At 68.0% G+C, this 22,256-nt stretch carries 20 protein-coding genes; 8 read left to right on the forward strand and 12 right to left on the reverse strand.

Annotated features, from left to right (window positions below):
- The first annotated feature begins 136 nt into the window (after positions 1-136).
- From DK368_RS16880 to DK368_RS16895, 4 genes are read left to right on the forward strand one after another with little or no spacing between them, the layout of a single operon-like run.
- The gene (locus DK368_RS16880) at positions 137-391 is read left to right on the forward strand and encodes a hypothetical protein (protein ID WP_155524609.1); all 255 of its coding nucleotides are present in this window, start codon (positions 137-139) and stop codon (positions 389-391) included.
- 44 nt (positions 392-435) lie between these two features.
- Entirely contained in the window at positions 436-759 is a 324-nt protein-coding gene (locus DK368_RS16885) for a hypothetical protein (RefSeq protein ID WP_114395150.1), read from the forward strand.
- Positions 760-764: 5 nt separating this feature from the next.
- Positions 765-1,004 (forward strand): hypothetical protein, encoded by a 240-nt coding sequence (locus DK368_RS16890; protein WP_114395151.1) that lies wholly within the window; start codon positions 765-767, stop codon positions 1,002-1,004.
- Positions 1,001-1,759: a glycerophosphodiester phosphodiesterase family protein gene (locus DK368_RS16895; RefSeq protein ID WP_114395152.1), complete on the forward strand. Its 759-nt coding sequence runs from the start codon at positions 1,001-1,003 to the stop codon at positions 1,757-1,759. The genes DK368_RS16890 and DK368_RS16895 overlap by 4 nt, the downstream gene beginning before the upstream one ends.
- A 27-nt stretch (positions 1,760-1,786) precedes the next feature.
- Here the strand turns inward: DK368_RS16895 and DK368_RS16900 are convergent, their stop codons facing one another.
- Positions 1,787-2,056: a hypothetical protein gene (locus tag DK368_RS16900; RefSeq protein WP_114395153.1), complete on the reverse strand. Its 270-nt coding sequence runs from the start codon at positions 2,054-2,056 to the stop codon at positions 1,787-1,789.
- A gap of 151 nt (positions 2,057-2,207) precedes the next feature.
- On the opposite strand from DK368_RS16900, the gene DK368_RS16905 reads away from it, so the two are divergent.
- Positions 2,208-3,425 carry an argininosuccinate synthase gene (locus DK368_RS16905; RefSeq protein WP_114395154.1) on the forward strand — a complete coding sequence of 406 codons (1,218 nt, stop codon included), beginning with the start codon at positions 2,208-2,210 and terminating at the stop codon, positions 3,423-3,425.
- A gap of 230 nt (positions 3,426-3,655) precedes the next feature.
- On the opposite strand, the gene DK368_RS16910 is transcribed toward DK368_RS16905, so the two are convergent.
- Positions 3,656-4,357 (reverse strand): NnrU family protein, encoded by a 702-nt coding sequence (locus DK368_RS16910; RefSeq protein ID WP_114395155.1) that lies wholly within the window; start codon positions 4,355-4,357, stop codon positions 3,656-3,658.
- 192 nt (positions 4,358-4,549) lie between these two features.
- Here DK368_RS16910 and DK368_RS16915 point away from each other — a divergent pair, with 192 nt between their 5' ends.
- Positions 4,550-5,896, forward strand: coding sequence for an esterase-like activity of phytase family protein (locus tag DK368_RS16915; RefSeq protein WP_114395156.1), 1,347 nt, complete (start codon positions 4,550-4,552; stop codon positions 5,894-5,896).
- A gap of 48 nt (positions 5,897-5,944) precedes the next feature.
- On the opposite strand, the gene DK368_RS16920 is transcribed toward DK368_RS16915, so the two are convergent.
- The 10 genes from DK368_RS16920 to DK368_RS16965 form a co-directional block, all read right to left on the reverse strand.
- Positions 5,945-6,580, reverse strand: coding sequence for a MarC family protein (locus tag DK368_RS16920; RefSeq protein ID WP_114395157.1), 636 nt, complete (start codon positions 6,578-6,580; stop codon positions 5,945-5,947).
- 1 nt (position 6,581) lies between these two features.
- Positions 6,582-8,186, reverse strand: a complete 1,605-nt coding sequence (locus DK368_RS16925; protein WP_114395158.1) for a lysine--tRNA ligase — start codon at positions 8,184-8,186, stop codon at positions 6,582-6,584.
- Positions 8,187-8,383: 197 nt separating this feature from the next.
- Positions 8,384-8,713, reverse strand: a complete 330-nt coding sequence (locus DK368_RS16930; protein WP_114395159.1) for a hypothetical protein — start codon at positions 8,711-8,713, stop codon at positions 8,384-8,386.
- Positions 8,714-8,848: 135 nt separating this feature from the next.
- A complete protein-coding gene (locus tag DK368_RS16935) occupies positions 8,849-9,481 on the reverse strand; it encodes a Smr/MutS family protein (protein ID WP_162306075.1) in 633 nt (210 codons plus the stop codon).
- Complete coding sequence (locus DK368_RS16940; RefSeq protein WP_240002544.1) at positions 9,474-10,196, reverse strand: LutC/YkgG family protein; 723 nt, start codon at positions 10,194-10,196, stop codon at positions 9,474-9,476. Before DK368_RS16940 ends, DK368_RS16935 begins: the two co-directional genes overlap by 8 nt.
- Entirely contained in the window at positions 10,183-11,607 is a 1,425-nt protein-coding gene (locus tag DK368_RS16945) for a LutB/LldF family L-lactate oxidation iron-sulfur protein (protein WP_114395161.1), read from the reverse strand. Before DK368_RS16945 ends, DK368_RS16940 begins: the two co-directional genes overlap by 14 nt.
- Entirely contained in the window at positions 11,604-12,374 is a 771-nt protein-coding gene (locus DK368_RS16950; protein WP_114395162.1) for a (Fe-S)-binding protein, read from the reverse strand. The genes DK368_RS16945 and DK368_RS16950 overlap by 4 nt, the downstream gene beginning before the upstream one ends.
- Before the next feature lie 123 nt (positions 12,375-12,497).
- Positions 12,498-14,894, reverse strand: a complete 2,397-nt coding sequence (locus DK368_RS16955) for a PAS domain-containing sensor histidine kinase (RefSeq protein WP_114395163.1) — start codon at positions 14,892-14,894, stop codon at positions 12,498-12,500.
- Positions 14,895-15,116: 222 nt separating this feature from the next.
- Positions 15,117-16,412: an adenosylhomocysteinase gene (ahcY, locus tag DK368_RS16960; protein WP_114395257.1), complete on the reverse strand. Its 1,296-nt coding sequence runs from the start codon at positions 16,410-16,412 to the stop codon at positions 15,117-15,119.
- A gap of 546 nt (positions 16,413-16,958) precedes the next feature.
- Complete coding sequence (locus tag DK368_RS16965; RefSeq protein ID WP_114395164.1) at positions 16,959-17,543, reverse strand: HD domain-containing protein; 585 nt, start codon at positions 17,541-17,543, stop codon at positions 16,959-16,961.
- Positions 17,544-17,898: 355 nt separating this feature from the next.
- Here DK368_RS16965 and DK368_RS16970 point away from each other — a divergent pair, with 355 nt between their 5' ends.
- Positions 17,899-20,733, forward strand: a complete 2,835-nt coding sequence (locus tag DK368_RS16970; RefSeq protein WP_114395165.1) for a TonB-dependent receptor — start codon at positions 17,899-17,901, stop codon at positions 20,731-20,733.
- 158 nt (positions 20,734-20,891) lie between these two features.
- Positions 20,892-22,241, forward strand: coding sequence for a phytase (locus DK368_RS16975; RefSeq protein ID WP_162306076.1), 1,350 nt, complete (start codon positions 20,892-20,894; stop codon positions 22,239-22,241).
- Positions 22,242-22,256 lie beyond the last annotated feature (15 nt).

Raw genomic sequence — 22,256 nt, forward strand, 5'->3', positions numbered from 1 at the left:
TCTCTCCGGCCTCAACCCGCGCCAACGCAGCCAACTTCTCCTCTAAACTACGTCGCTTGCCCATCAGCCCTCTCCTCTCAAGAGAACTGTAGCTTTTCCAGATGTCCCAGTTTAGGGGGGCAGTCCACACGGGGCAATGAGCGACAAAGCAATGGCTGGCCGCGACCCGGCCAGCACCGCCCTGGCGGCGTTGGTGGATCTGGAGCTGGCGGCGGCGGCCCTGGTCCATACGCTGCGGGAGAACCTGCCGCAGGGCCTGCCACCGGCGGAGCGGGACCAGGCCCTGACCCTGGCCGGCGACCTGCGCGCGCTGCTGGAGCGGCTGTCAGCCGAGGCCGAGCGGCAGGTGAAACAGGTGCAGGCCGACCAGGGTCTCGCCCCGGATGATTGACGCCCGCGCCGGCATCGGCGGTTGACGGCGCCTGCGGACATGCTATGTCCCCGCCCACGCGGTCGGTGGCGCAGGAGGCGGTGGAGATGGAGGGTTTGGCGGGCTGGCAGTTGGCCCTGCTGGAGCATGGTCTGTTGACCCTGCTGGCCCTGTGGCCGGCGCAGCACCTGCTGCGGCGGGCCGGGTTGCCGCGGGGATGGGCGCTCACGCTGATCCTGCCGGTGCTGGGCTGGGCGGTGTTCGCCACCGTTCTGGCGTTCCGGCCCTGGCCGACCCTGCCGCCGAAACCGGAAAAGCTGCACCCGCGCGAGCGCCTGCGCCGTGAACGCGAAGCGGCCGCCCGCGCCGCCGCCAGCCAGGGGGAGTAAGGACCATGCCGCGCTATAGCGATCTGCTGGAGCTGCTGGGCTTCCTGCCGGGCTGGCTGGGCACGCTGGTGGCCGTGCTGGCCATTACCTGGACGGCCTGCATGGCGGGGCTGGTCCTGGGCAAGACCGGGCGCAATCCGCTCTGGGCCCTCCTGGTGTTCCTGTTCTTCCCCCTGCTGACGCTGGGGCTGTGGCTGCTGGCCCTGGGGCGCTGGCCGCGGCAGGATCAGGTTTCCCGGCCGTGAGCGGCCGGCATCCCTATCTGGATGTGGTCGGACCGATCGCCTTGGCCCATCGGGGCGGCGGGCTGGAGGCCCCGGAGAACACGCTGGCCAGCTTCGCGCATGCGGTATCGCTGGGCTACCGCTATATCGAAACCGATCTCCAGGCCACCCGGGACGGGGTGTTGCTGGTTTTCCATGACGACACGCTGCCGCGGCTGACCGGCTGGCCGGGACGGCCCGGCGACTATGACTGGGCCGAGCTGCGGGCCGCCCGCATCCAGGGCGAGCCGATCCCCCGCTTCGAGGCGGTACTGGCAAGTTGGCCGGATCTCCGCTTCAACCTGGACCCCAAGACCGATGCGGCGGCGGAGGCCCTGGCGGACGCGCTGCCGCGTCTGGCGCTGTTCGACCGGATCTGCATCGGCTCTTTTTCCGACGCGCGGTTGCGGCGGCTGCGCCGCCGGTTCGGTGACCGGCTCTGCACCTCGGCCGGCCCGGGCGAGGTTCTGCGCAACCGCCTGACCGGTCTGGGACTGCCGCTGGCCGGCGGCATCGCCGCCCGCTGCTTCCAAGTGCCGCACCGCCACCGCGGCATTCCCGTGGTGGTGCCGTCCTTCCTGCGGGCGGCCCATGACCGCGGCCGCCCGGTCCATGTCTGGACCGTGGATGACGAGGCGGAGATGGCGGAATTGCTGGATCTTGGCGTGGATGGGCTGATCACCGACCGACCCAGCGTGCTGGCCGCGCTGATGCGCCGCCGTGGCCGCTGGCCCTGACACCGCCGGGGATCGCCACTCCGACCCTCAGCGCGAAGGATCGTCGTCCGGCCGGTGATGCAGGAACCCGCGATGCACCGAGGCATCATGCCCGCTGCGGTTGCTGAAGAAGACCAGCGCCATCAGGCCGCCGCCAACGGTCAGGGTGCCCAGGCCACCAAGGGCTAAGGCAATGTAACCATTGACAGAAATGTTCTGCGGCATGTCGCCGGATGTCCAGGAAATGACGGCAAACGTCACGGCCATGGCCAGGAGAGCCAGCAGGATGGCGATGATAAGCAGGGCGCCGCGGCTCATTGCGTCAGTCTCCGAACCATACAGGCTCCAACATTACCGGCCCCCGCGTCGTCACTCAATTCGTCGTTCCGTCGCAGGGGGGTGCTGGACAGCTTCTGTCGCGGGCGCTAACGTCTGCGGCCCGGCTTTTAGAGCTACAGGAACATCCCTCATGAGCAGCGGTGTGAAGAAAGTCGTCCTCGCCTATTCCGGCGGTCTCGACACCTCGGTCATTCTGAAATGGCTGCAGGAAACATACCGATGCGAGGTGGTGACCTTTACCGCCGACCTGGGCCAGGGCGAGGAACTGGAGCCGGCACGGGCCAAGGCACAGATGCTGGGCATCAAGCCGGAGAACATCTTCATCGATGATCTGCGCGAGGAGTTCGTGCGGGACTTCGTCTTCCCGATGTTCCGTGCCAACACCCTCTATGAGGGCACCTATCTGCTGGGCACCTCCATCGCCCGGCCGCTGATCGCCAAGCGCCAGATCGAGATCGCCAATCAGGTGGGGGCCGATGCCGTGGCCCATGGCGCCACCGGCAAGGGCAACGACCAGGTCCGCTTCGAACTGGGCTACTACGCCCTGAAGCCCGATGTGCGCGTGATCGCGCCCTGGCGCGAATGGGACCTGAACAGCCGCACGGCCCTGCTGGACTTCGCCGAGCGCCACCAGATCCCCATCGCCAAGGACAAGCGCGGCGAGGCGCCCTACAGCACCGACGCCAACCTTCTGCACATCTCCTACGAGGGCAAGGCGCTGGAAGATCCGTGGGTCGAACCCGACGAGGACATGTTCACCCGGACCGTCGCCCCGGAGAAGGCGCCGGACACGCCGGAGTATGTGGAGATCGAGTTCGAGAAGGGCGACGCCGTTGCCGTCAACGGCAAGCGCCTGACCCCGGCCGCCCTGCTGACCGAGCTGAACACCATCGCCGGCCGCAACGGCGTCGGCCGTCTGGATCTGGTGGAGAACCGCTTCGTCGGCATGAAGAGCCGCGGTGTCTACGAGACTCCGGGCGGCACCCTGCTCAGCGTCGCTCATCGTGGCATCGAGAGCATCACCCTGGACCGCGAGGCCATGCACCTCAAGGACGAGGTCATGCCCCGCTACGCCAAGCTGGTCTATAACGGCTTCTGGTTCAGCCCCGAGCGCGAGGCGCTGCAGGCCCTGATCGACAAGACCCAGGAGCGGGTCAACGGCATGGTGCGGCTGAAGCTGTTCAAGGGCAGCGTCCGCGTCGTCGGCCGCAAGAGCCCCAACAGCCTGTACCGGCTGGACTATGTCACTTTCGAGGCCGACAGCGTCTACAACCAGAAGGATGCCGAAGGCTTCATCAAGCTGAACGCCCTGCGGCTGCGCCTGGGCACCATTGCCAAGGGCAAGTAATACCCATCTCCCTTGATCGTGACCGATCAAGGGAGATGTCAGGTTCCCTCAGTCGCCGGGCGCTGCCTCCGGCAGCTTGGCTTACGCGCACATGGGTGCGCATGCCGGCGGTCGCCGCCTAAAGGTTAACCGTTAGGCGGGTTGGTATAAGACCTGCGCGGACGGCTGTGCGCCTGAACGGGCGGCGGGAGCGATCCCGCCGCCCGTTTGCTATCGGGGACCGGAGGTCTTCAGGTCGGAATGGCCGGGACGCCGAACAGCCAGGGGTGCAGGTGCAGCAGGGCGCCATACAGCACCACCGTGACTGCCAGCCGCCACAGCCCGAACTCGCCGATGGCCCGGCCCAGGCTCTGTCGCCCGTCGAGGATGGCGGCGAAGGGCAGGAAGCTGGTGGTCTGCTCGAACCGTTCCCAGTCGAGGCCGCCGCTGGCGCGTTTCTTCGCATCCAGCAGGTTTGCCCCCACCAGTCCCAGGGCTGCCAGCGTGGCGAAGAAGATCAGACCGGCCAGATCGCCATTGGGCACCAGATGCGCCAGCCCCCACAGGCCGGCGGCCCAGAGGAAGGGATGGCGGGTGATGCGGACCAGGCCCTGGGCCGGCTCGGCCGCGGTCAGCGCCTTCTCCTGCCCCGCCAGCGTCGGGTTGCGGCCCAACAGCCCGCCCACGGCCAGCAGCAGGGCCAGCGGCATCAGCACCAGCGGCACCCAGTTCTGCCAGGGCGACCAGGACCAGACCGGTACATAGGGGGCCGTCCGGTAGGCCAGGATCAGCCAGGCCAGGGCGGCGAAGGCCACCAGTGAATAGAGGCCGCGATACGGCCCCTCGCCCAGCCGGTCCACCAGCACCGGCCGGATGCGCGGCGCTGCCAGCCCGAAATGGCTTGCCAGCAAAAAGGCGCCGGCCAGGGCCAGCCCCCAGATCGTGCCCACCATGTCCCGTCTCTCTCTCTCGCTTGCCCGATCCCGGATGCATCCTGCCGCAAAGGCGCGACACGGGACAGATCCTCTCGGGACCGGAACGGCCGGTCCGCGCCCTCTCCCGTGATCTTCCACCCGTCAACCTGTCAAGAAAGGGCGCTACTCTGCCGCGCCGACCACGCGCCTGTTCGTCCGGAGACCGTCTGCATGCCCTGGCTGACCCCGCCGCGTCCGGCCCTGCTGGCCGTGTTCCTGCTGTTGCTCCCCCTGCCCGCCGTCGCCGTGGATGCGCCGCTGCCGGCAGTGCTGGAGGGACACGCGGTGCTGCCGGCCATGACGCGGATCGATCCGCCGGCCGATGCGCCGAATCTGGTTCGCAGCAGCGGCAAATTCACCGGCCCCGGCAACAGGCGGGCCGGGGTGGAGGCGGCGCCGGGCAGCCAAGGAGGCACCCTGCCCGTGCCCGGCCAGCCGCTACAGGGCATCTCCAGCCTGCGGCGGGGACCGGACGGCAGCCTGTGGGGACTCTCCGACAATGGCTTCGGCGCCAAGGCCAATTCGGCCGATGCCCTGCTGCCGATCCACCGGCTGCGGCTGAACTGGCAGACCGGTGCCGTCGAACGGCTGCAGACCCTGTGGCTTTCCGATCCCGACCGGCGTTTCCCTTGGCCGGTCACGCTGGAAGGCAGCGAGACGCGCTATCTCACCGGGGCCGATCTCGATCCGGAAAGTCTGGTCGTGACAGCCGATGGCTTCTGGGTCGGCGACGAGTTCGGCCCCTGGCTGTTGCGCTTCGACCGGCAGGGTCGCCTCCAGGCCCTGTACGAGACCGAGGTGGACGGACGTGTCGTCCGCTCCCCGGATCATCCGCAGGTGCGGTTGCCGGCAACGCCGGATCAGCCCGCGATGTTCGAGGTGGGGCGCTCCCGCGGGTTCGAGGGGCTGACGGCCAGCGCCGATGGCACCCGGCTCTATGCCCTGCTGGAAGGGCCGGTGTGGAACGAAGGCCAGCCGGAGCGCTGGGCCGATGGCAAGCTGCGCCTGCGCTGGCTGGAGTTCGATCCCGCCGCCGGGCGCTGGACCGGTCAGGACCGGGTCTATCCGCTGGAGGCCGAGGGCAATGCCATCGGCGAGGCGACACTGCTGCCGGACGGGCGCCTGCTGGTGCTGGAACGCGACGAGGGCGAAGGCGATGCCGCCCGCGCCTGTGTCCATGGCCAGCCGGCCACCGGCTGCTTCCGCCGCCCGGCCCGGTTCAAGCGGCTCTATCTGCTGCGGATGGAGGGGGGTGACGGCAGCACCCTGATCAAGCAGGGTCATGTGGATCTGCTGGCCATTCCGGACCCGGAGCGGCGGGCGCGGCAGGGCGGGGCCGGGGACCGCTTCCGCTTTCCCTTCGCCACCATCGAAAGCGTGGTTTTCCTGGGGGATGGGCGGGTGGTCGTCGCCAACGACAACAACCTGCCCTTTTCCGCCGGACGGGCGCCGGACCGGCCCGATGATACGGAGTTCATCCTGCTGCGCATCCCGGCACTGACGGCACCCGTCGAGTGATCCGCCCGCCCGGCCGGACCCGATGGGGCAAACCCACCGGGACCTGTCTCAGTGCATCCAGCCGGGGAACAGGTTGCGCAGGCCGGTGGCGATGATCTCCACCGCGATGGCAGCCAGCAGCAGACCGAACAGCCGGTTCATGATGTTCAGCCCGGTTTGGCCCAGCTTGCGGCCGATGGGAACGGCCAGCCGCAGCGCCAGATAGATGCCGAAGCAGACCAGGGCCACGCTGCCGACGACGATGGCGGCATGTTCCCAGCCGCTCCCGCGCTGCATCTCGATGATGACGGCGGAGATGGAGCCGGGGCCGGCCAGCAGCGGCATGCCCAGGGGCACCACGCCGATGGCGGTGCGCTGCTCGGCCTCGGCGGCCTCGGCCGGGGTCTGCTTCACCGGCGACACGGTGGCGTTCAGCAGCGACAGGGCGATCAGCAGCAGCACGATGCCGCCGCCGACGCGGAAGCTGTTGAGGCTGGTGCCGACCACGGCCAGCACGGCGTCACCCAGGAAGGCCGAGCCGATCAGCACGCTGGCCACTGTCAGCGCCGCGGAGCGGGCGATGCCCGCCCGCTCCCGGTCCGACCGCCCCTCCGTCAGCCCGAGGAAGATCGGGATGGCGGCAAAAGGCGTCAGGATGGCGAACAGCGAAATCAGGAAGCGGGAATATTCGGGCCAGGGTTCCATCTCAACCCAACCCGCTTTCGCCTGTGCCCCCCGACAGGGCGGTGTCGATCAGGGCGATCGTCTCCCGCACGCCATAGAGCGCGATGAAGCTGCCCATACGCGGGCCGGTGGTCTGACCCAGCAGCGTCTCGTACAGGGCGCCGAACCAGGCCCGCAGCTCGGTGAAGCCGTGGCGCTTGCCGACCTCGTAGACCTCGTTCTGGATGGCCTCGGCGGTGGCGTCGGCCGGCAGGGCGGCCAGCACGGACTTCAGTTCGGTCAGCGCCGCCCGCTCCTGCTCCGTGGGGGCCCGGAACTGCTTGGTCGGCTTCACGAAGTCCTGGTAGTAGGTGACGGCATAGCCCACCAGCCGGTTGAGGAAGGGGGTGCCCTCCGGCGTGGCGCCCGGCGCATAGCGGCGGATGAAGCCCCACATCACCTCGGAATTCTCGGCATTGGCGGCGCCGGCCAGATTGAGCAGCAGGCCGAAGGTCAGCCCGGCCGTGCCCTTGACCTCGGCGGGGACGCTGCCGTTGTGGATATGGAAGACCGGGTTCTCCAGACGCTGGGCCGGCTCCTGCCCCTCGAACTTGTCGACGAAGGTCAGGTAATCGTCCACGGCGCGGGGGATGACGTCGAAATAGAGCTTCTTGGCCGCGCGCGGCTTGTTGAACATGTAGAGGGCCAAGCTCTGCTCCGGGGCATAGCGCAGCCATTCCTCCATGGTCAGGCCGTTGCCCTTGGACTTCGAGATCTTCTGGCCCTTCTCGTCCAGGAACAGCTCGTAATTGAAGCCCTCCGGCGGCTGCCCGCCGAGGATGCGCACGATCTTGCCGGCCAGTTCCACCGACGGGATCAGGTCCTTGCCGGCCATTTCATAGTCCACGCCCAGCGCGAACCAGCGCATGGCCCAGTCGGGCTTCCACTGCAGTTTCACATGTCCGCCGGTGACCGGAGTCTCGACCGTCTTGCCGTCCTCGTCCTCGAAGACGATGGTGCCGGCATCGAGGTTGCGCTCCAGGATCGGCACCTGCAGCACCTTGCCGGTGCTGGGGCTGATGGGCAGGAACGGCGAATAGGTGGCCTGCCGCTCCTCGCCCAGGGTGGGCAGCATCACCGCCATGACCTCGTCATAGTGGCGCAGCACGGCCAGCAGCGCCTGATCGAAGCGGCCGGAGCTGTACCAGTCTGTGGCCGACTGGAACTCGTACTGGAAGCCGAACCGGTCCAGGAAGTCCCGGAGCATGGCGTTGTTGTGGTGGCCGAAGCTCTCGAACTTGCCGAAGGGATCGGGCACCTTGGTCAGCGGCTTGCCCAGATGCTGGGCCAGCATCTCGCGGTTCGGCACATTGTCCGGCACCTTGCGCAGGCCGTCCATGTCGTCGGAGAAGGCGAACAGCCGGGTGGGGATGTCCGGGCACATGCGCTCGAACGCCCGGCGCACCATGGTGGTGCGCGCCACTTCGCCGAAGGTGCCGATATGCGGCAGGCCCGAGGGGCCGTAGCCCGTCTCGAACAGCACATAGCCCTTGGCCGGTTTGTTCTGGGCATAGCGGGCCGCCAGCTTGCGGGCCTCCTCGAACGGCCACGCCTTCCCTTCCAACGCCAGCTCGCGCTCGCCTGCCATCAGATCCACCACCGAATAAAGTAGAAAAGGGCGGCAAGCCTAGGGCCTGCCCGCAGGGCGGTCAACCGGCGGGACATGCAGGGCAGCACGGCCCCGGACGAGCGGTCGCAGACACGCGGAAAGGGTGGTGCCGGGCCGGGGCCGACAGGGCCTTGTTCCGGACGGGGACGGGACGAAGCGCCCGTTCCCCCCGGAGATCAGCGATCCTCCGCCATGCGTGCCAGCGGCAGGGAGGAGGAGGTGTAGCCATGCCGGTCCAGCAGCGCGGCATAGGCCCGCTCATCCACCGACCCGTCCGGCCGGAAACAGGACTGGGCCTCGCCATGGAAGTCCAGGGCGGCATCCAGCCCCTGCCGGGCCTGGGCGAAGCAGGCCATGGTGTCCAGCAGATGGCCTTCGATGCTGCGCATATGCGAACCGAGATCGCCCATGCTGCTGGAGAAGGCGCTCATATCCTGCTGGATCTGACCGGCCAGAGTGTTGATGCGCCGGCTCAGGAACGCGGAATAGGGAATGATGGTCGCCATGGGCGCTCCTGTCGGGCTGGTCTGCGGAACAACGTTCCATTCAGAAAAGCCCAGTCAAAGCACGGCGTCGTCTGACCAAAGGGATGTCTAATCTTCCGTATCGGCTTCCGACACCTCCAGATGAGAAAAGGCGGATCATTCCCGCCGGCGCTTGAGATAGACATAGAAGGCGCCGCCTCCGCCATGCTGGGGCTGAGCCTGGTGAACCGCCAATACCAGGGCACGGAAGGCAGCCTCGTTCAGCCAACGGGGGACGGCGGCGCGCAGCACACCCTCTCCCCGCGGAACGCCACCCTTGCCGGTGATGACCAGCAGCAGCCGGCGGCCCTGGGCGTGGCTGCTGCGGACGAAAGACAGCAGCCGGTCATGGGCCTCGGCCTGGGTCAGCCCGTGCAGGTCGATGCGCCCGTCGATGGGCAACCGGCCGCGGCGCACCTTCTCCTCGGTGCGCTTGTCGATGCCGGCCTTGGCCCCCAGCGGCGATGGGGCCAGATGCAGCCGCACCGCCGCCTTCTCCTTCACCGGCAGCGTGCCCAGAAGCTGGGCCAGCCGCTCGGCCGGGCCGGGCAGCCGTCCGCCGACGGCGGAAACCGGGGGGGCAAGGGCGGTCTTGTCCGCAGTCCTGTCGGCAGCCTTGTCCGGCACCGGCGGGGCGGCCGGCTTGGCCGCGGCGGGGCGGCGGGGGCTGACCAGCGGCTGGGCGTCGCGGGTCACCAGCCGCCACAGCTCAAGCTCGGCGGCCGAGGGGGATCGGCGGCGCTCAACCATGGAGGGGCTCGGCTCCATGGGCCGGAGGGCCGACAAGGATGATGTGCAGCCGGCCGGGGCCATGGGCGTGCAGCAGCGAGGTCTGCTCGATGTCGGCCGTGCGCGACGGCCCGGTCACCAACGTGACCGCCCGCGGCATGCCCAGGCCACGGTCGGCCTGGCGCCGCCGCAGCCGGTCCCAGGCCTCCTCATAGACACCGACGATGTCGGCGGCGGACAGCACCACCAGATGGGTGTGGGGCAGGAAGGCCAGGGGGGCCGCATGGTCGGCGCCGCTGGCCAGCAGCAGGCTGCCGGTTTCCGCCACTCCGGCCAGGGCGGCGGTGACACAGACCGGATCATCGGCCCGGGCCGGGCCGAACCCCACCTCCAGCGTCGGCCGCCGGTCCCAGGGAATGGCCTGCAGGGCGGCATCCGGGGCCACCCGCACCCGCGCCGGCAGATTGTGGGCCGACAGATAGTCGGCCACGGCATGGGGCACCCGGCCCGGCTCGGCCACCGGCTCCACCGTGGCCGCGACCAGCGTGGCCATGCGCTGGAACAGCTCCACCTGCTGCGGTGGCGGCACCTGGCCGCGGGCGGGGATCAGATTGCGCGGCGGCGCCGCCAGCCGTTGCTCCACGGCGGCGCGGGCGGCGGTCTCGTCGCGCACGGTCGCAACGGCCCGGCGGATTGTGCCCAGGATGGTGTCGCGGGGTGTGTCAGGGGCGGGCACGCTGGCTCTCCCGATACAAATCCTGGAAGGTGCGGCCGGTGGGGGCGGGAAAATCCCGCGCACCGGTCCAGCCCCCGGCCAGCGGCAGATAACGGAAACGGCCGCGGCGGCCGCCCATCGTGCCCAGCAGCCCCATGCCCAGCCGGGTTGTCAGCCGGTAAAGGCCGGGCCGGCGGGCGAGGAAGGCCCAGAGCCCCAGCCCCCAGCGCTGCGGCCCGGGGGACAGTCTGGCCGCCGCCTCCTTCTCCCGCCATAGGCGCATCAGCCGGGGCAGGGGGATGCGCACGGGGCAGACGCTCTCGCAGCGGCCACAGAAGGTACTGGCATTGGGCAGATGCCGCGCCTCCTCCAGCCCGATCAGGGCCGGATCGATGACGGCACCGATGGGGCCAGGATAGACCCAGCCATAGGCATGGCCGCCGACGGCGTGATAGACGGGGCAATGGTTCATACAGGCGCCGCAGCGGATGCAGCGCAGCGCCTCCTGCATCTCGGTGCCCAACAGGGCGCTGCGGCCATTGTCCAGCAGCACCACATGGAACTGCTCCGGCCCGTCCAGGTCGTCCGGCCGCCGCGGCCCGGTGCTGAAGGTGGTGTAGGTCGACAGTTCCTGCCCCGTGGCCGAGCGGGCCAGCAGCCGCAGCAGAGTGGAGGCGTCCTCCAGCGTCGGCACCACCTTCTCGATGCTGGTCAGCACCACATGCACGCGCGGCAGGCTCTGGGTCAGGTCGCCATTGCCCTCGTTGGTGACGATGACGGTGCTGCCGGTTTCCGCGATCAGGAAATTGGCGCCGGTGATGCCCACATCGGCGGCCAGGAACTTCTCCCGCAGCAGCACCCGCGCCTCGGTCAGCAGGTCGGAGGGCTCCGACAGCGACCGGGCCGGGTCGAGATGGGTGTGGACGCGGCGGAAATCCTCGGCCACCTGCTCCTTCGACAGGTGCAGGGCCGGGGCGATGATGTGGCTGGGCGCCTCCTTGCGGATCTGGATGATGTATTCACCCAGATCCGTCTCCACCACTTCCAGCCCGGCCTCCTCCAGGGCCGCGTTCAGCCCGACCTCCTCCGACACCATGGATTTGCCCTTGGTGACCATGCGGGCGCCGGCCGCGCGGCAGATGGAGAGGATGGCGGCGCGGGCCTCGGCCGGTGTGCGGGCCCAATGCACCTGGCCGCCGGCGGCCGTGACCTTGGCCTCGAACCGCTCCAGATACAGGTCGAGATGAGCCAGGGCATGGTCCTTGATGCGCTTGCCCTCGTCCCGCAGGGCCTCGAACTCCGGCAGGGCCGCCACGGCCTGGGCCCGCTTCAGCGGGAAGCCGGTCTTGAATTTGGTCAGCGCCCGGGTCAGGTCCGGGTCGGCCATGGCGGCGCGGGCGCGCTCCTTGAAGGCGTGGGAGGCGGGGATCAAGACTTGCCCCCACCGATGGGCGGAGCGGACAGCTCCCCGGCCAGGATCTCGGCCACATGACGCACCGCCACGGGACTGCCCAGCCGGTGCAGCCGCCCGGCCATGTTCATCAGGCAGCCCATATCGCCGGCCAGCAGGGTATCGGCCCCGGTGGCGGCCACGGCCGCTGCCTTGTCCGACACCATCTTGGCCGAGATCTCCGGATATTTGACACAGAAGGTCCCGCCGAAGCCGCAGCAGACCTCCGCCTCCGGCAATTCGGTCAGGCGCAGCCCTTCCACCCCGGCCAGAAGCCGGCGCGGCTGCTCCTTCACCCCCAGTTCGCGCAGGCCGGAACAGCTGTCGTGATAGGTGACATGGCCGTCATAGCGCGCCTCCACCCGCTCCACCCCCAGCACATCGACCAGGAAGCTGGTCAGCTCATGGGTGCGGCGGGCCAGATGATGGGCCTTGGGTCCCCATTCCGGGTCATCCTTGAACAACTCGGGATAGTGCAGCCGGACCATGCCGGCGCAGGAGCCGCTGGGGGCCACCACATAGTCGCAGTCGGCGAAGGCCCGGATCATGGCCTTGGCCAGATCCGCCGCCGCCGCGCGCTCGCCGCTGTTCCAGGCGGGCTGGCCGCAGCAGGTCTGCTCCGGCACGACGACGGTGCAGCCGGCCTGTTCCAGCAGCCGCACGGTGGCGAAGCCCACGGCTGGCCGCATCAGGTCCACCAGACAGGTGACCATAAGCCCCACACGGGGTGATTTGGCATCCACGGGCATGGCGGCTCCGGGCGAAGGGATAGGCATCAGCATGCCGGTGAAACAGTAGGGCGGCCGCCCCGGCTCGGCAATCCGGCGAATATGGGGGGCCGGCGTGCGCCGCCGGGCGGTCTTCCGCCTGGATCAGGCCGGGACAACCGACCCGCCGCCATGCTGCGGCGGGCCATCCTGCGGCAGGCCGGCCGCCGCGGACGGCGGATGCAGGGGCAGACGGCAGAGCACGGTGGTGCCCTGGTCGGGATTGCTCTGGATGTCCAGGGTGCCGCCATGCAGTTCGATGAAGCTCTTCACCAGGGCCAGTCCCAGACCGGCACCGGGGGTCCCCGCCCCGCCCTGCCCTCGCTCGAACCGGTGCAGGACGCGCTCCTGGTCCTGGCGGGGAATGCCGACGCCGGTATCCGAGACCGACAGCAGCACCCCGTCCCCGTCACGGCAGGCCCCGATGGTGATATGGCCACCGGCTGGCGTGAATTTGATGGCATTGCTGACCAGGTTGAACAGGGCCTGTTTCAGGCGCTTCTCATCGCCTTCCATCAGTCCGGGGCCGTCGGTGATGGCGACCCGCAGGTCCAGCGCCTGTTTGCGGGCCCAGTCCCGCGTCAACCCGGCCACCGACTGCACCAGCTGCGCCACATCGACGACATCGCGGTCCAGCACCATATAGCCGGCCTCGATGGTGGCGAGGTCCAGGATGTCGTTGACCAGGACCAGCAGTCGGCGGCTGGCCTCCAGCACCCCGCGCGCATATTCCAGCTGGCGCGGATTCAGCGCACCGAAATACTGATTATGCAGGATTTCGGCGAAGCCCATGATGGCGTTCAGCGGTGTGCGCAGCTGATAGCTGACATTGGCGATGAACTCGGACTTCAGGCGGTCCGCAGCCTCCAGCGCCTCATTGCTGGCGCGCAGCGCCTGCTCCACCCGGACACTGTCGCTGATGTCCAGGCAGGACAGCAGCACGGCCCCGTCCGGCAGCGGCACCTGGGCATAGCGGATAACGCTGCCATCGGTCAGGATCAGGGTCCCCCCGACGGGCACCCGCTCCAGCAGGCGCCCGGCCAGAACCTGCCGCTGCTCCTGCCAGTCGCTGCCGTCGTCCAGCAGTGGACGGAAACGGTCGATCAACTGGCCGGCATGGGGTTCGCCCCAGAGATCGTCCGGCGGCACCCGCCACAGCCGGGCGAAGGCCGGGTTCGACAGTTTCAGGCGGCCATCGCCGCCGAACACGGCCACGCCCTCGGCCAGATTGTCCAGCGTCTCCTGCTGCACGGCCATCAGGGTGTTGTAGGAGGATTCCAGCGCCAGCGTGTGGGTGACATCCTCCAGCACATACATCAGCCCGCCGAAGGGATGCGGCACCGACAGGGTGCGCAGCGTGCGCCCGTCCGGCAGATGCATCAGATCTTCCATCGGCTCCAGCAGCGAGGTGAATTCGGCCAGCCGCCGCCGCTTCCACTGGGCGAAATCGACCTCTTCCGTCAGTTTCCGCCGGGCGCGGAGATCCTCCAGGATCTCGCCGTAGAGCGGCTCGCCGGCCAGCCAGTCCTCATTGAGATCCCAGAGCCGGGCATAGGCCCGGTTGTAGAAGCGCAGGCGCGTATCCGCCCCATAGATGGCGATGGCCGATCCCAGCTGTTCCAGCACCTCGCCATGGGCGGCGACATGGCGGTCCAGCTCGTCGCGCAGCTCGCGCTCGCGGGTCCGGTCGACAGCGAACCCCAGCAGCCCGTCCGGGCCGGGCAGCATGCATTCCGTCAGCTCGAACAGCCGGCGCTCGCCATTGACCACGAGGAAGCGGCTTTCGCTCTGGGCCGTGCCGGATTCGCGCGCCTGCAGCGCCAGGGCCCGCGGCGGATAGCCGAACCCCGCCGCCGGCAGTTCCAGCTGCCTGTCCACCACCTGCTCGGGCGATGAATCCAGAAGGTGGGCGAAAGCCTGGTTGCACCAGAGCAGCCGGGTATCGCGCGCCCGGCGCCAGAGCGGCATGGGCAGGGTGTCCAGCATGCGCAGCAAGGCCTGCTGTTCCGCCTCGATGGCCCGTCGTGCCGCGCTCTGGCTCTGGATCTCGTCTGTTTCCGCGGTGATGTCGCGCAGAACGAGCAGGGGCACCGCCGCATCCTCGCCCGCCGTCCCGCGCCGGCCCATCGCCTGGAGGGTCCGGCTGCCATCGGCGAGGCGGACCGTGATGGTGAAAGGCTGTCCGGTCCTGCGCAGATGGGCGAACGACCCATGCAGGGCGGCGGCATCCGACGGCGCCAGCGCCTGCTCGATCGACTCCAGCCCGCGCAGCCGTTCCCGCCCCAGCAGCGCGGCCAGACCGGCACCGGCGGCATGGCCCGTTCCGTTCTCCGCTTCGGCGAACCAGATGTCCGGCATGCCATTGACCAGCGCCCGCAGGCGGCGCACCTCCGCCCCTGTCGTCTCCAATGCCTGGTGCAGCCGGCGGAAGCGCCGCCACAGGCCCAGCAGGCAGCCGCCAGCCAGAAACGCTGCCCCGGCCAGGACCGGGCCATGCCACATCGGCGTCGCCGCGCCAGAGGGCGGGAGAAGGTGGCTGCCAGCCAGCGCCAGGACCGCAGTGCCCAGGCCAGCGACATATATCCTGACGTCCGGCTTCACGGGGCGGAGTGTAGTGAACGGCTACGGAGAAAAGCAAGGCAGCGGGCCAGTCCCCTGGCCCGCTGCCGCATTTTCAGCGTCTATGACGGATCGCCTCCAGGGAGGTACCGCCGAAGACGAGCATCAGTACCGGTAGTGATCCGGCTTGAACGGACCGGTCTTTTCCACACCGATATACTCGGCCTGCGCCGGCGTCAGCTCGGTCAGCTTGGCGCCGATCTTGGCCAGATGCAGGCGGGCCACCTTCTCGTCCAGGTGCTTCGGCAGCACATAGACCTTGTTCTCGTAGGTCTGATGGTTGTTCCACAGCTCGATCTGGGCCAGCACCTGGTTGGTGAAGCTGGCGGACATCACGAAGCTGGGGTGGCCGGTGGCGCAGCCCAGATTGACCAGGCGACCCTTGGCCAGCACGATCAGGCGCTTGCCGTCGGGGAAGATCACCTCGTCCACCTGCGGCTTCACCTCTTCCCACTTGTAGTTCTGCAGCGAGGCGATCTGGATCTCGCTGTCGAAGTGGCCGATGTTGCAGACGATGGCCCGGTCCTTCATGGCGCGCATGTGGTCCAGGGTGATCACGTCCACATTGCCGGTGGCGGTGACGAAGATGTCGCCCTGCGGCGCGGCCTCATCCATGGTCACGACCTGATAGCCCTGCATGGCGGCCTGCAGCGCGCAGATCGGGTCGATCTCGGTGACCAGCACGCGGGCACCCTGGCTGCGCAGGGATTCGGCCGAGCCCTTGCCCACGTCGCCGAAGCCGGCGACGACGGCGACCTTGCCGGCCATCATCACGTCGGTGGCGCGGCGGATGCCGTCCACCAGGGACTCGCGGCAGCCGTACAGATTGTCGAACTTGGACTTGGTGACGCTGTCATTGACGTTGATGGCCGGAACCTTGAGGGTCCCCTTCTTCATCATCTCGTACAGACGATGCACGCCGGTGGTGGTCTCCTCCGACAGGCCGCGCACGTCGGTCAGCATCTCCGGATACTTGTCGTGCATGATCTGGGTGACGTCGCCGCCATCGTCCAGGATCATGTTCGGGGTCCAACCGTCCGGACCGCGCAGGGTCTGCTCGATGCACCACCAGAACTCCTCCTCGGTCTCGCCCTTCCAGGCGAAGACGGGGATGCCGGCGGCGGCGATGGCGGCGGCGGCCTGGTCCTGGGTGGAGAAGATGTTGCACGAGGACCAGCGCACGGAGGCACCCAGCTTCACCAGCGTCTCGATCAGGACGGCGGTCTGGATGGTCATGTGCAGGCAGCCGACGATGCGGGCGCCCTTCAGCGGCTGGCTGGCGCCATATTCCTCGCGCAGGGCCATCAGGCCCGGCATCTCGGTCTCGGCGATGGCGATCTCCTTGCGGCCCCACTCGGCCAGGGAGATGTCCTTAACCTTGTAGTCGGTGAAGGCGGACATGTCGGCATTCTCCACGGGATTGGCTTCAGGCGGGCAGGGCGCACCACGCCCGTCCCCTGCTGCCGCTGGATGTAGCAGCGCACCGGAATGCGGGCAAGCATAAAGATATCTTTATGTGTGCATCTAACGCCGCGGTGTTAGGTGCACCGATGCACGCCCTGCCTCTCCGCGATCCTTGGACCGCAGCCCGCTGCCGGATCAAGGGGCGTGGGAGGTCTTTCGGATAGGCTGCACCGGACTGGCACCGGCCAATGCCCGTCGCGCATAGAAGTCTGTCCTGTCCGGGTCTGCCGCGCATAGTCCGCCGCTTTTGCGCGACGGCTGGCCGGAGAGCATGATCCGTCCGCGGTCGCAGGGACCCCGATGGGGACCGATCCGCACCGTATATAGTGTCCGGTTATTCTCCGGGACTGGCAGGGATCTGACAGTTCCGGCGGGCGGCCCCGTCAGTACCGGGGGGTGCAGGTCCGGCTAGGCCGGACCGACGGGCCGCCCCATTCTGTTCATCCGATAGCAAGTCGGCCCGGCTGCCCGTCCAAAGGGCCGTTAAAGGGCCGTTCCGAACCAACCATCGCGCTTGGCAGCCTCCAGCCGCGCTTCCAGATGCGCCCACAGGGTCGGACAGCCGGCCTGGATCGGTGGGCCGACGCGGCGGACCACCTGCTCATGGCGGATGCCGTTCTCGCGCCAGCTCTGGCCGGCATTGGCGAGGTTCAGCAGCACCGGCATGGCCCGGTCCGCGGCATGGGCGAAGCGCGCCTCCGCCGTCTCTCCTGCCTCGAATTCCTGCCACAGAGCCAGGAAGGTCTTTCCCTGTTCCGCCGGCAGCAGGCCGAAGATGCGCTCGGCCGCGGCCCGTTCGGCGGCCTTGCGTTCCTCCCAGCCGCCTTCGGCGTAAACGATGGTATCGCCGGTATCGATCTCCCCCACATCATGGACCAGCAGCAGCTGGACCACCCGGCTCATATCCACCGGCTCCGGCGCATGGGGTGCCAGGGACAGGGCCAGCAGGGCGATCTGCCAGCTGTGCTCTGCCGAATTCTCGTAGCGGTCCAGCCCCAGCGGCTTGGTCCGGCGGGTCACCCCCTTCAGCCGGTCCAGTTCAAGGATGAAATCGACGATCTGCTGCATGGGGCACCCTCAACAGCGGGAAAGCCCGGATCTGATGCGCGCCGAACCAGGTTGCTTCTGTGATGTCCATCACAGCCTCGTTCCCTCTGCTGGCCAGGTCGCCTCGAGGGCGGCGAGCAGGTGTCATCACCGTAGCACGATGCTTACCAGCAAAACGATCCGGGCTGATGCGTCTCCGCCACAATGCCTATCGGAGCAGCCTATCAAGGGTTTTGGCTGCTTAACGGGAAGCATTTTCGTCATTGCGCAGAACCGTCATGCGGGCGTCATCCAAGTTTAATTTTGTTTACGCATGCACGTAACACAGCTCCGGCAAAGCCCTCCTACCAATCGAGGAGGGGGGTGTCCTGTGCGTATGCGTCTGCAGAGTGTCCTGTTGTCCGCCACGGCCCTGGCGGCGGGCTTGTCCATCGGTGCGGCCTGGGCGGGCGAGATCACCGGCCGTGTGGCCGCCAATGGAGGGAACATCTCCCTGGCCGGCGCCGCGGTGGAACTGGTCGAACTGGGCCGCAAGACCACGACGCAGACCGACGGCAGCTATCGCTTCCCGGAGGTTGCGGCGGGCACCTATACGCTGCGCACCTCCTATGCCGGCGGGACGTCGGTGGAGCAGAAGGTCCAGGTTCCGGCCACGGGTGCGGTGTCGGCCGATATCGCCCTGGGCGACGGGGGGACGCTGGAGGAGATCGTCATCATCGGCCAGCGCGCCAATCTGGCCAGCACCGTGTCGCGCCAGCGTGCGGCCGATGGTGTCGTCAGTGTCGTCACCCGTGACAGCGCTGGCCAGTTCCCCGATCAGAACGTGGCGGAATCGGTGCGCCGTCTGCCCGGCGTCAATGTGCTGAACGATCAGGGCGAAGGCCGCTTCATCGCTGTCCGCGGCCTTGATCCCAACCTCAACGCCGCCTCCATCAACGGGGTGCGCACGCCGGCGCCGGAGGCGGACATCCGGTCCGTGGCCCTGGACGTGATCCCGACCGAGCTGGTGGAATCCATCGAGGTCAAGAAGACCCTGACCCCGGACATGGACGCCGACACCATCGGCGCCTCCATCGAGATCAACACCACCAGCGCGCTGGAACGGCGCAAGCCCTATATCGGCGCCAAGCTGGAGGGATCGTACAATGACCAGTCCAGCGCCTGGTCGCCCAAGGGCAGCATCGACTTTTCCGGCATGGCCACCGACCGGCTGGGTGTGGCCGGCGGTTTCTCCTACTACAAACGCAAGTTCGAGACCGACAATGTCGAGGCCGAGGGCTGGAATGAGGAGAATGGCGCCACCTACGCCGAGAAGATCGAATATCGCGACTATGACGTGACCCGCGAGCGCATCGGCGGCTCGCTGTCCTTCGATTATCTGGCGGACGACAACACCACCCTCTATCTGCGCGGCATGTACAGCCAGTTCGACGACCAGGAGTATCGGCGCCGGCTGGCTTTCGACATGGAGGATGCCGTTCCCAACAGTGGCTCCGACCACACGGCCAATTTCAACAGTGCCGATGGCGAGCGCTTCACCGTCATCCGCGACCTCAAGGACCGCTTCGAGCGCCAGACCATCGCCACGGTCACGGCAGGCGGCGAGACCAGGCTCGATGCCTGGGTCTTCGATTATTCCGCTGCCTATTCCAAGGCCAGGGAGAAGGAGGATGGCTCCATCGACCCGGCCCGCTTCCGCCAGCGCTTCAGCGGCAGCGGATCCAGCGCCGGCGCCGTCAGCTTTGATTTCAGCGATCTGGGCAAGCCCAGCTATAACGTTACCACGGGCGGCGCCAATTTCCTCAATGCCAGCCGCTACAGCTTCTATCGCCTGGAAGAGACCGATCTCAGCCTGTCCGAGGATGAGGAATGGTCGGCCAAGGCGGATGCCACCCGCACCTTCGCCCTGGGACAGGGCACCGTCGATCTGAAGGTTGGCGCCAAGGCCCGGCTGCGTGAGAAGAGCCACGATCTCAACATCAACTATTACGACGGCTATGACGGCAGTCTGACCCTGGCGGACATGCAGGGCCATTCGACCTACGGCATCGCCGCCATCGACCCGGTGCCCGCCAAGAAGAGCATGGCCGATTTCTTCCATGCCAATCGCGGCAAGTTCAAACTCAGCGATGTGGACACGGCCTATGAGTCCGCCATCGCCGACTATGGCGTCGATGAGGACATCTATGCCGGCTACCTCATGGGCCGCTATGACGGCGGTCCGCTGCGGCTGATCGGCGGTGTCCGCGTCGAGCGGACACGGGACAAGATGCGGGGCAGCGAGGTGGAACTGGTGGCCGAAGGGGCCACGCGCAACGGCGTCACGCTGGACGAGGACACCGTGTTTCTGACGCCGGTCGATTTCTCCAAGACCTACACGGACTGGCTGCCCAGCCTGTCGCTCCGTTATGAGGCGGCCGACGATGTGGTGCTGCGGGCCGGCGTCTTCCGCAGCGTGGTGCGCCCCAACATGGGTCAGATCGCGCCGCGCTTCCTGGTGGAGGAGTCCGAGGATGGCGATCGTGAAGGCGAATTCGGCAATCCCGACCTGAAGCCCTACCGGGCCTGGAACTTCGACGCCTCGGCCGAATGGTATCTGGCGCGCGAAGCCGTGCTGTCCGGTGGTGTCTTCTACAAGTCGATCAAGGATTACATCGTCACCAGCAAGCGCGAGGACGGCAGCTTCAACGGCATTGCCTTCGACGAAGCCCTGATCCCCATCAATGGCGACACCGCCAAGGTCAAGGGCTTCGAGGCCAACTACCAGCAATCGCTGCTGTTCCTGCCGGAACCGCTGGATGGGCTGCTGGTGTCGCTCAACTATACCTACACTGATGCCGATGGCGACGTGCCGCTGGAAGGCGGCGGCACCCGGAAGATCCCGCTGCCGGCGTCCTCCAAAAACACCTATACGGCCGTGCTGGGCTACGAGAAGGGGCCGATCAGCCTGCGCGTGGCCGCCACCTACCGCAGCGGCTATCTGGACGAGTTGGGGGCCAGCGCCGAGGAGGACCGCTACGTCAAGGATCATCTGCAATGGGATGTAACGGGCAAATACACGCTGACCGACAACATCCAGCTCTTCGGCGAACTGATCAATCTCGGCAACGAGCCCTATCTGGCCTATCAGAAGGGGCCGAACGGCGACCGGCTGCTGCAGTATGAGGAGTACAGCTGGACCGGCAAGATGGGCGTCCGCCTGACCTACTGAGTGGAACCCGGCCTGAGTGGAACCGCCAGGGGCCGGCTTGCGCCAGACGGGGACCGGCCCCACCTCCACCGGTCGCAGCATCGACCCTTGCCGTGCCCCTCTGCGGTCGGGGGGCCCGGTGCGATCCCTTTCCCGACGAGATGAAAGATACCAGCCCCATGCGTCGCCTGCTCAGCATTGCCCTTCTGTTGATGGCCCAGCCTGCGCTGTCGGCCCAGGCGGCGCCTGCCGAGATCGTTGCCGTTCCGGTCGCCGCCGAAACCACGCCGGGTCAGCCGGACTCGCCACAGAAGGGAGATGCCGATGATCCCGCCGTGTGGCTGCATCCCTCGGACCCCGGCCGCAGCCTGATCATCACCACGGCCAAGGAGGCGGGCCTGCGTGTCTTCGACCTGCAGGGCCGGCTGGTGCAGCGGATCGATGCCGCCGCCAAGGGCGCCGGCACGCCCGGCGGGCGCTACAACAATGTCGATGTGGTCTATGGCGTGGCCGGGCCGGACGGCAGCCGCATGGATATCGCCGTGGCCAGCGACCGTGGCCGTGACCGCATCATGGTCTGGCGTATCGATGGCGACAGGGCCGAGGCGCCGCTGACCGACATCACCGCCCCCGACCAGCCCCAGATCTTCCCGACGCGGCGCGCGGCCGATGGCAGCGGGGAGATCGCGAATCCGGTCAAGGAGCAGCACACGGCCTATGGCCTGACCACCTGGCATGACCCGGCCAGCGACGCCGTCTATGCCATCGTCGCCCAGCGCAAGGAGGCCCGGCTGGCGCAGCACCGGCTGGTGGTGCGCCCGGACGGACTGGTCACCCATGTCCGGACCCGGCAGTGGGATTTTCCCTACAGCCATGCCGGTCAGGATCTGACGGCCGGCAGCAAGACCGATCCGGATCTCGACTGGTCGCCGCAGTTCGAGGGGCTGGCCGTCGATGCCGAGCGCGGCATCCTGTTCGCCGGTCAGGAGGATGTCGGCCTGTGGCGGGTGGATCTGCGCAGCGGCACGGCCGAGGCGGCGCCCTTCTACGAGGCGGCCGGCGCGCCCAAGTCCCCCTTCCACCGGCCGGACAGCCGTCTGGTCCGCGATGTCGAAGGGCTGACCATCTTCTACGGCCCCGATGGCAGCGGTTATCTTCTGGTCTCCAGCCAGGGGGCCGCTCATGGCGATCATCCCGGCCCGGATGCCCAGGGCCGTGACGACAGCTTCGCCGTGTTCGAGCGGGCCGCCCCCAACCGCTATCTCGGTTCGTTCCGCCTGACGGCGGCCGGCAGCATCGACGCCGTCCAGGAATGCGACGGGGCCGATGTCACCAGCATGCCGCTGCCTGGATATCCGGGCGGGCTGCTGATTACCCAGGACGGCTACAATGACGATCTCAACGGTCTGTCCGGCAAGCCGGCCGCGACGAATTTCAAGTTCACGGCCTGGGACTCCGTGGCCCGCGCCCTGAACCTGACCGTTCCGTCCGCTGGCTTCGATCCGCGCAAGCCGGTCGTTCGCCCCTGACGGTGTCCTGGTCTT

The sequence above is a fragment of the Oleisolibacter albus genome (genome assembly GCF_003336875.1).
Classification (GTDB): Bacteria; Pseudomonadota; Alphaproteobacteria; order Azospirillales; family Azospirillaceae; genus Niveispirillum; species Niveispirillum album.

Bases quoted from the DNA above. Each gene is read 5' to 3' on its own strand.
- DK368_RS16880 (WP_155524609.1), top strand. From the start codon at position 137: ATGAGCGACAAAGCAATGGCTGGCCGCGACCCGGCCAGCACCGCCCTG.
- DK368_RS16885 (WP_114395150.1), top strand. From the start codon at position 436: ATGTCCCCGCCCACGCGGTCGGTGGCGCAGGAGGCGGTGGAGATGGAG.
- DK368_RS16890 (WP_114395151.1), top strand. From the start codon at position 765: ATGCCGCGCTATAGCGATCTGCTGGAGCTGCTGGGCTTCCTGCCGGGC.
- DK368_RS16900 (WP_114395153.1), bottom strand. From the start codon at position 2,056: ATGAGCCGCGGCGCCCTGCTTATCATCGCCATCCTGCTGGCTCTCCTG.
- DK368_RS16905 (WP_114395154.1), top strand. From the start codon at position 2,208: ATGAGCAGCGGTGTGAAGAAAGTCGTCCTCGCCTATTCCGGCGGTCTC.
- DK368_RS16910 (WP_114395155.1), bottom strand. From the start codon at position 4,357: ATGGTGGGCACGATCTGGGGGCTGGCCCTGGCCGGCGCCTTTTTGCTG.
- DK368_RS16915 (WP_114395156.1), top strand. From the start codon at position 4,550: ATGCCCTGGCTGACCCCGCCGCGTCCGGCCCTGCTGGCCGTGTTCCTG.
- DK368_RS16920 (WP_114395157.1), bottom strand. From the start codon at position 6,580: ATGGAACCCTGGCCCGAATATTCCCGCTTCCTGATTTCGCTGTTCGCC.
- DK368_RS16925 (WP_114395158.1), bottom strand. From the start codon at position 8,186: ATGGCAGGCGAGCGCGAGCTGGCGTTGGAAGGGAAGGCGTGGCCGTTC.
- DK368_RS16930 (WP_114395159.1), bottom strand. From the start codon at position 8,713: ATGGCGACCATCATTCCCTATTCCGCGTTCCTGAGCCGGCGCATCAAC.
- DK368_RS16935 (WP_162306075.1), bottom strand. From the start codon at position 9,481: ATGGTTGAGCGCCGCCGATCCCCCTCGGCCGCCGAGCTTGAGCTGTGG.
- DK368_RS16950 (WP_114395162.1), bottom strand. From the start codon at position 12,374: ATGCCCGTGGATGCCAAATCACCCCGTGTGGGGCTTATGGTCACCTGT.
- DK368_RS16955 (WP_114395163.1), bottom strand. From the start codon at position 14,894: ATGTGGCATGGCCCGGTCCTGGCCGGGGCAGCGTTTCTGGCTGGCGGC.
- ahcY (WP_114395257.1), bottom strand. From the start codon at position 16,412: ATGTCCGCCTTCACCGACTACAAGGTTAAGGACATCTCCCTGGCCGAG.
- DK368_RS16965 (WP_114395164.1), bottom strand. From the start codon at position 17,543: ATGCAGCAGATCGTCGATTTCATCCTTGAACTGGACCGGCTGAAGGGG.
- DK368_RS16970 (WP_114395165.1), top strand. From the start codon at position 17,899: ATGCGTCTGCAGAGTGTCCTGTTGTCCGCCACGGCCCTGGCGGCGGGC.
- DK368_RS16975 (WP_162306076.1), top strand. From the start codon at position 20,892: ATGCGTCGCCTGCTCAGCATTGCCCTTCTGTTGATGGCCCAGCCTGCG.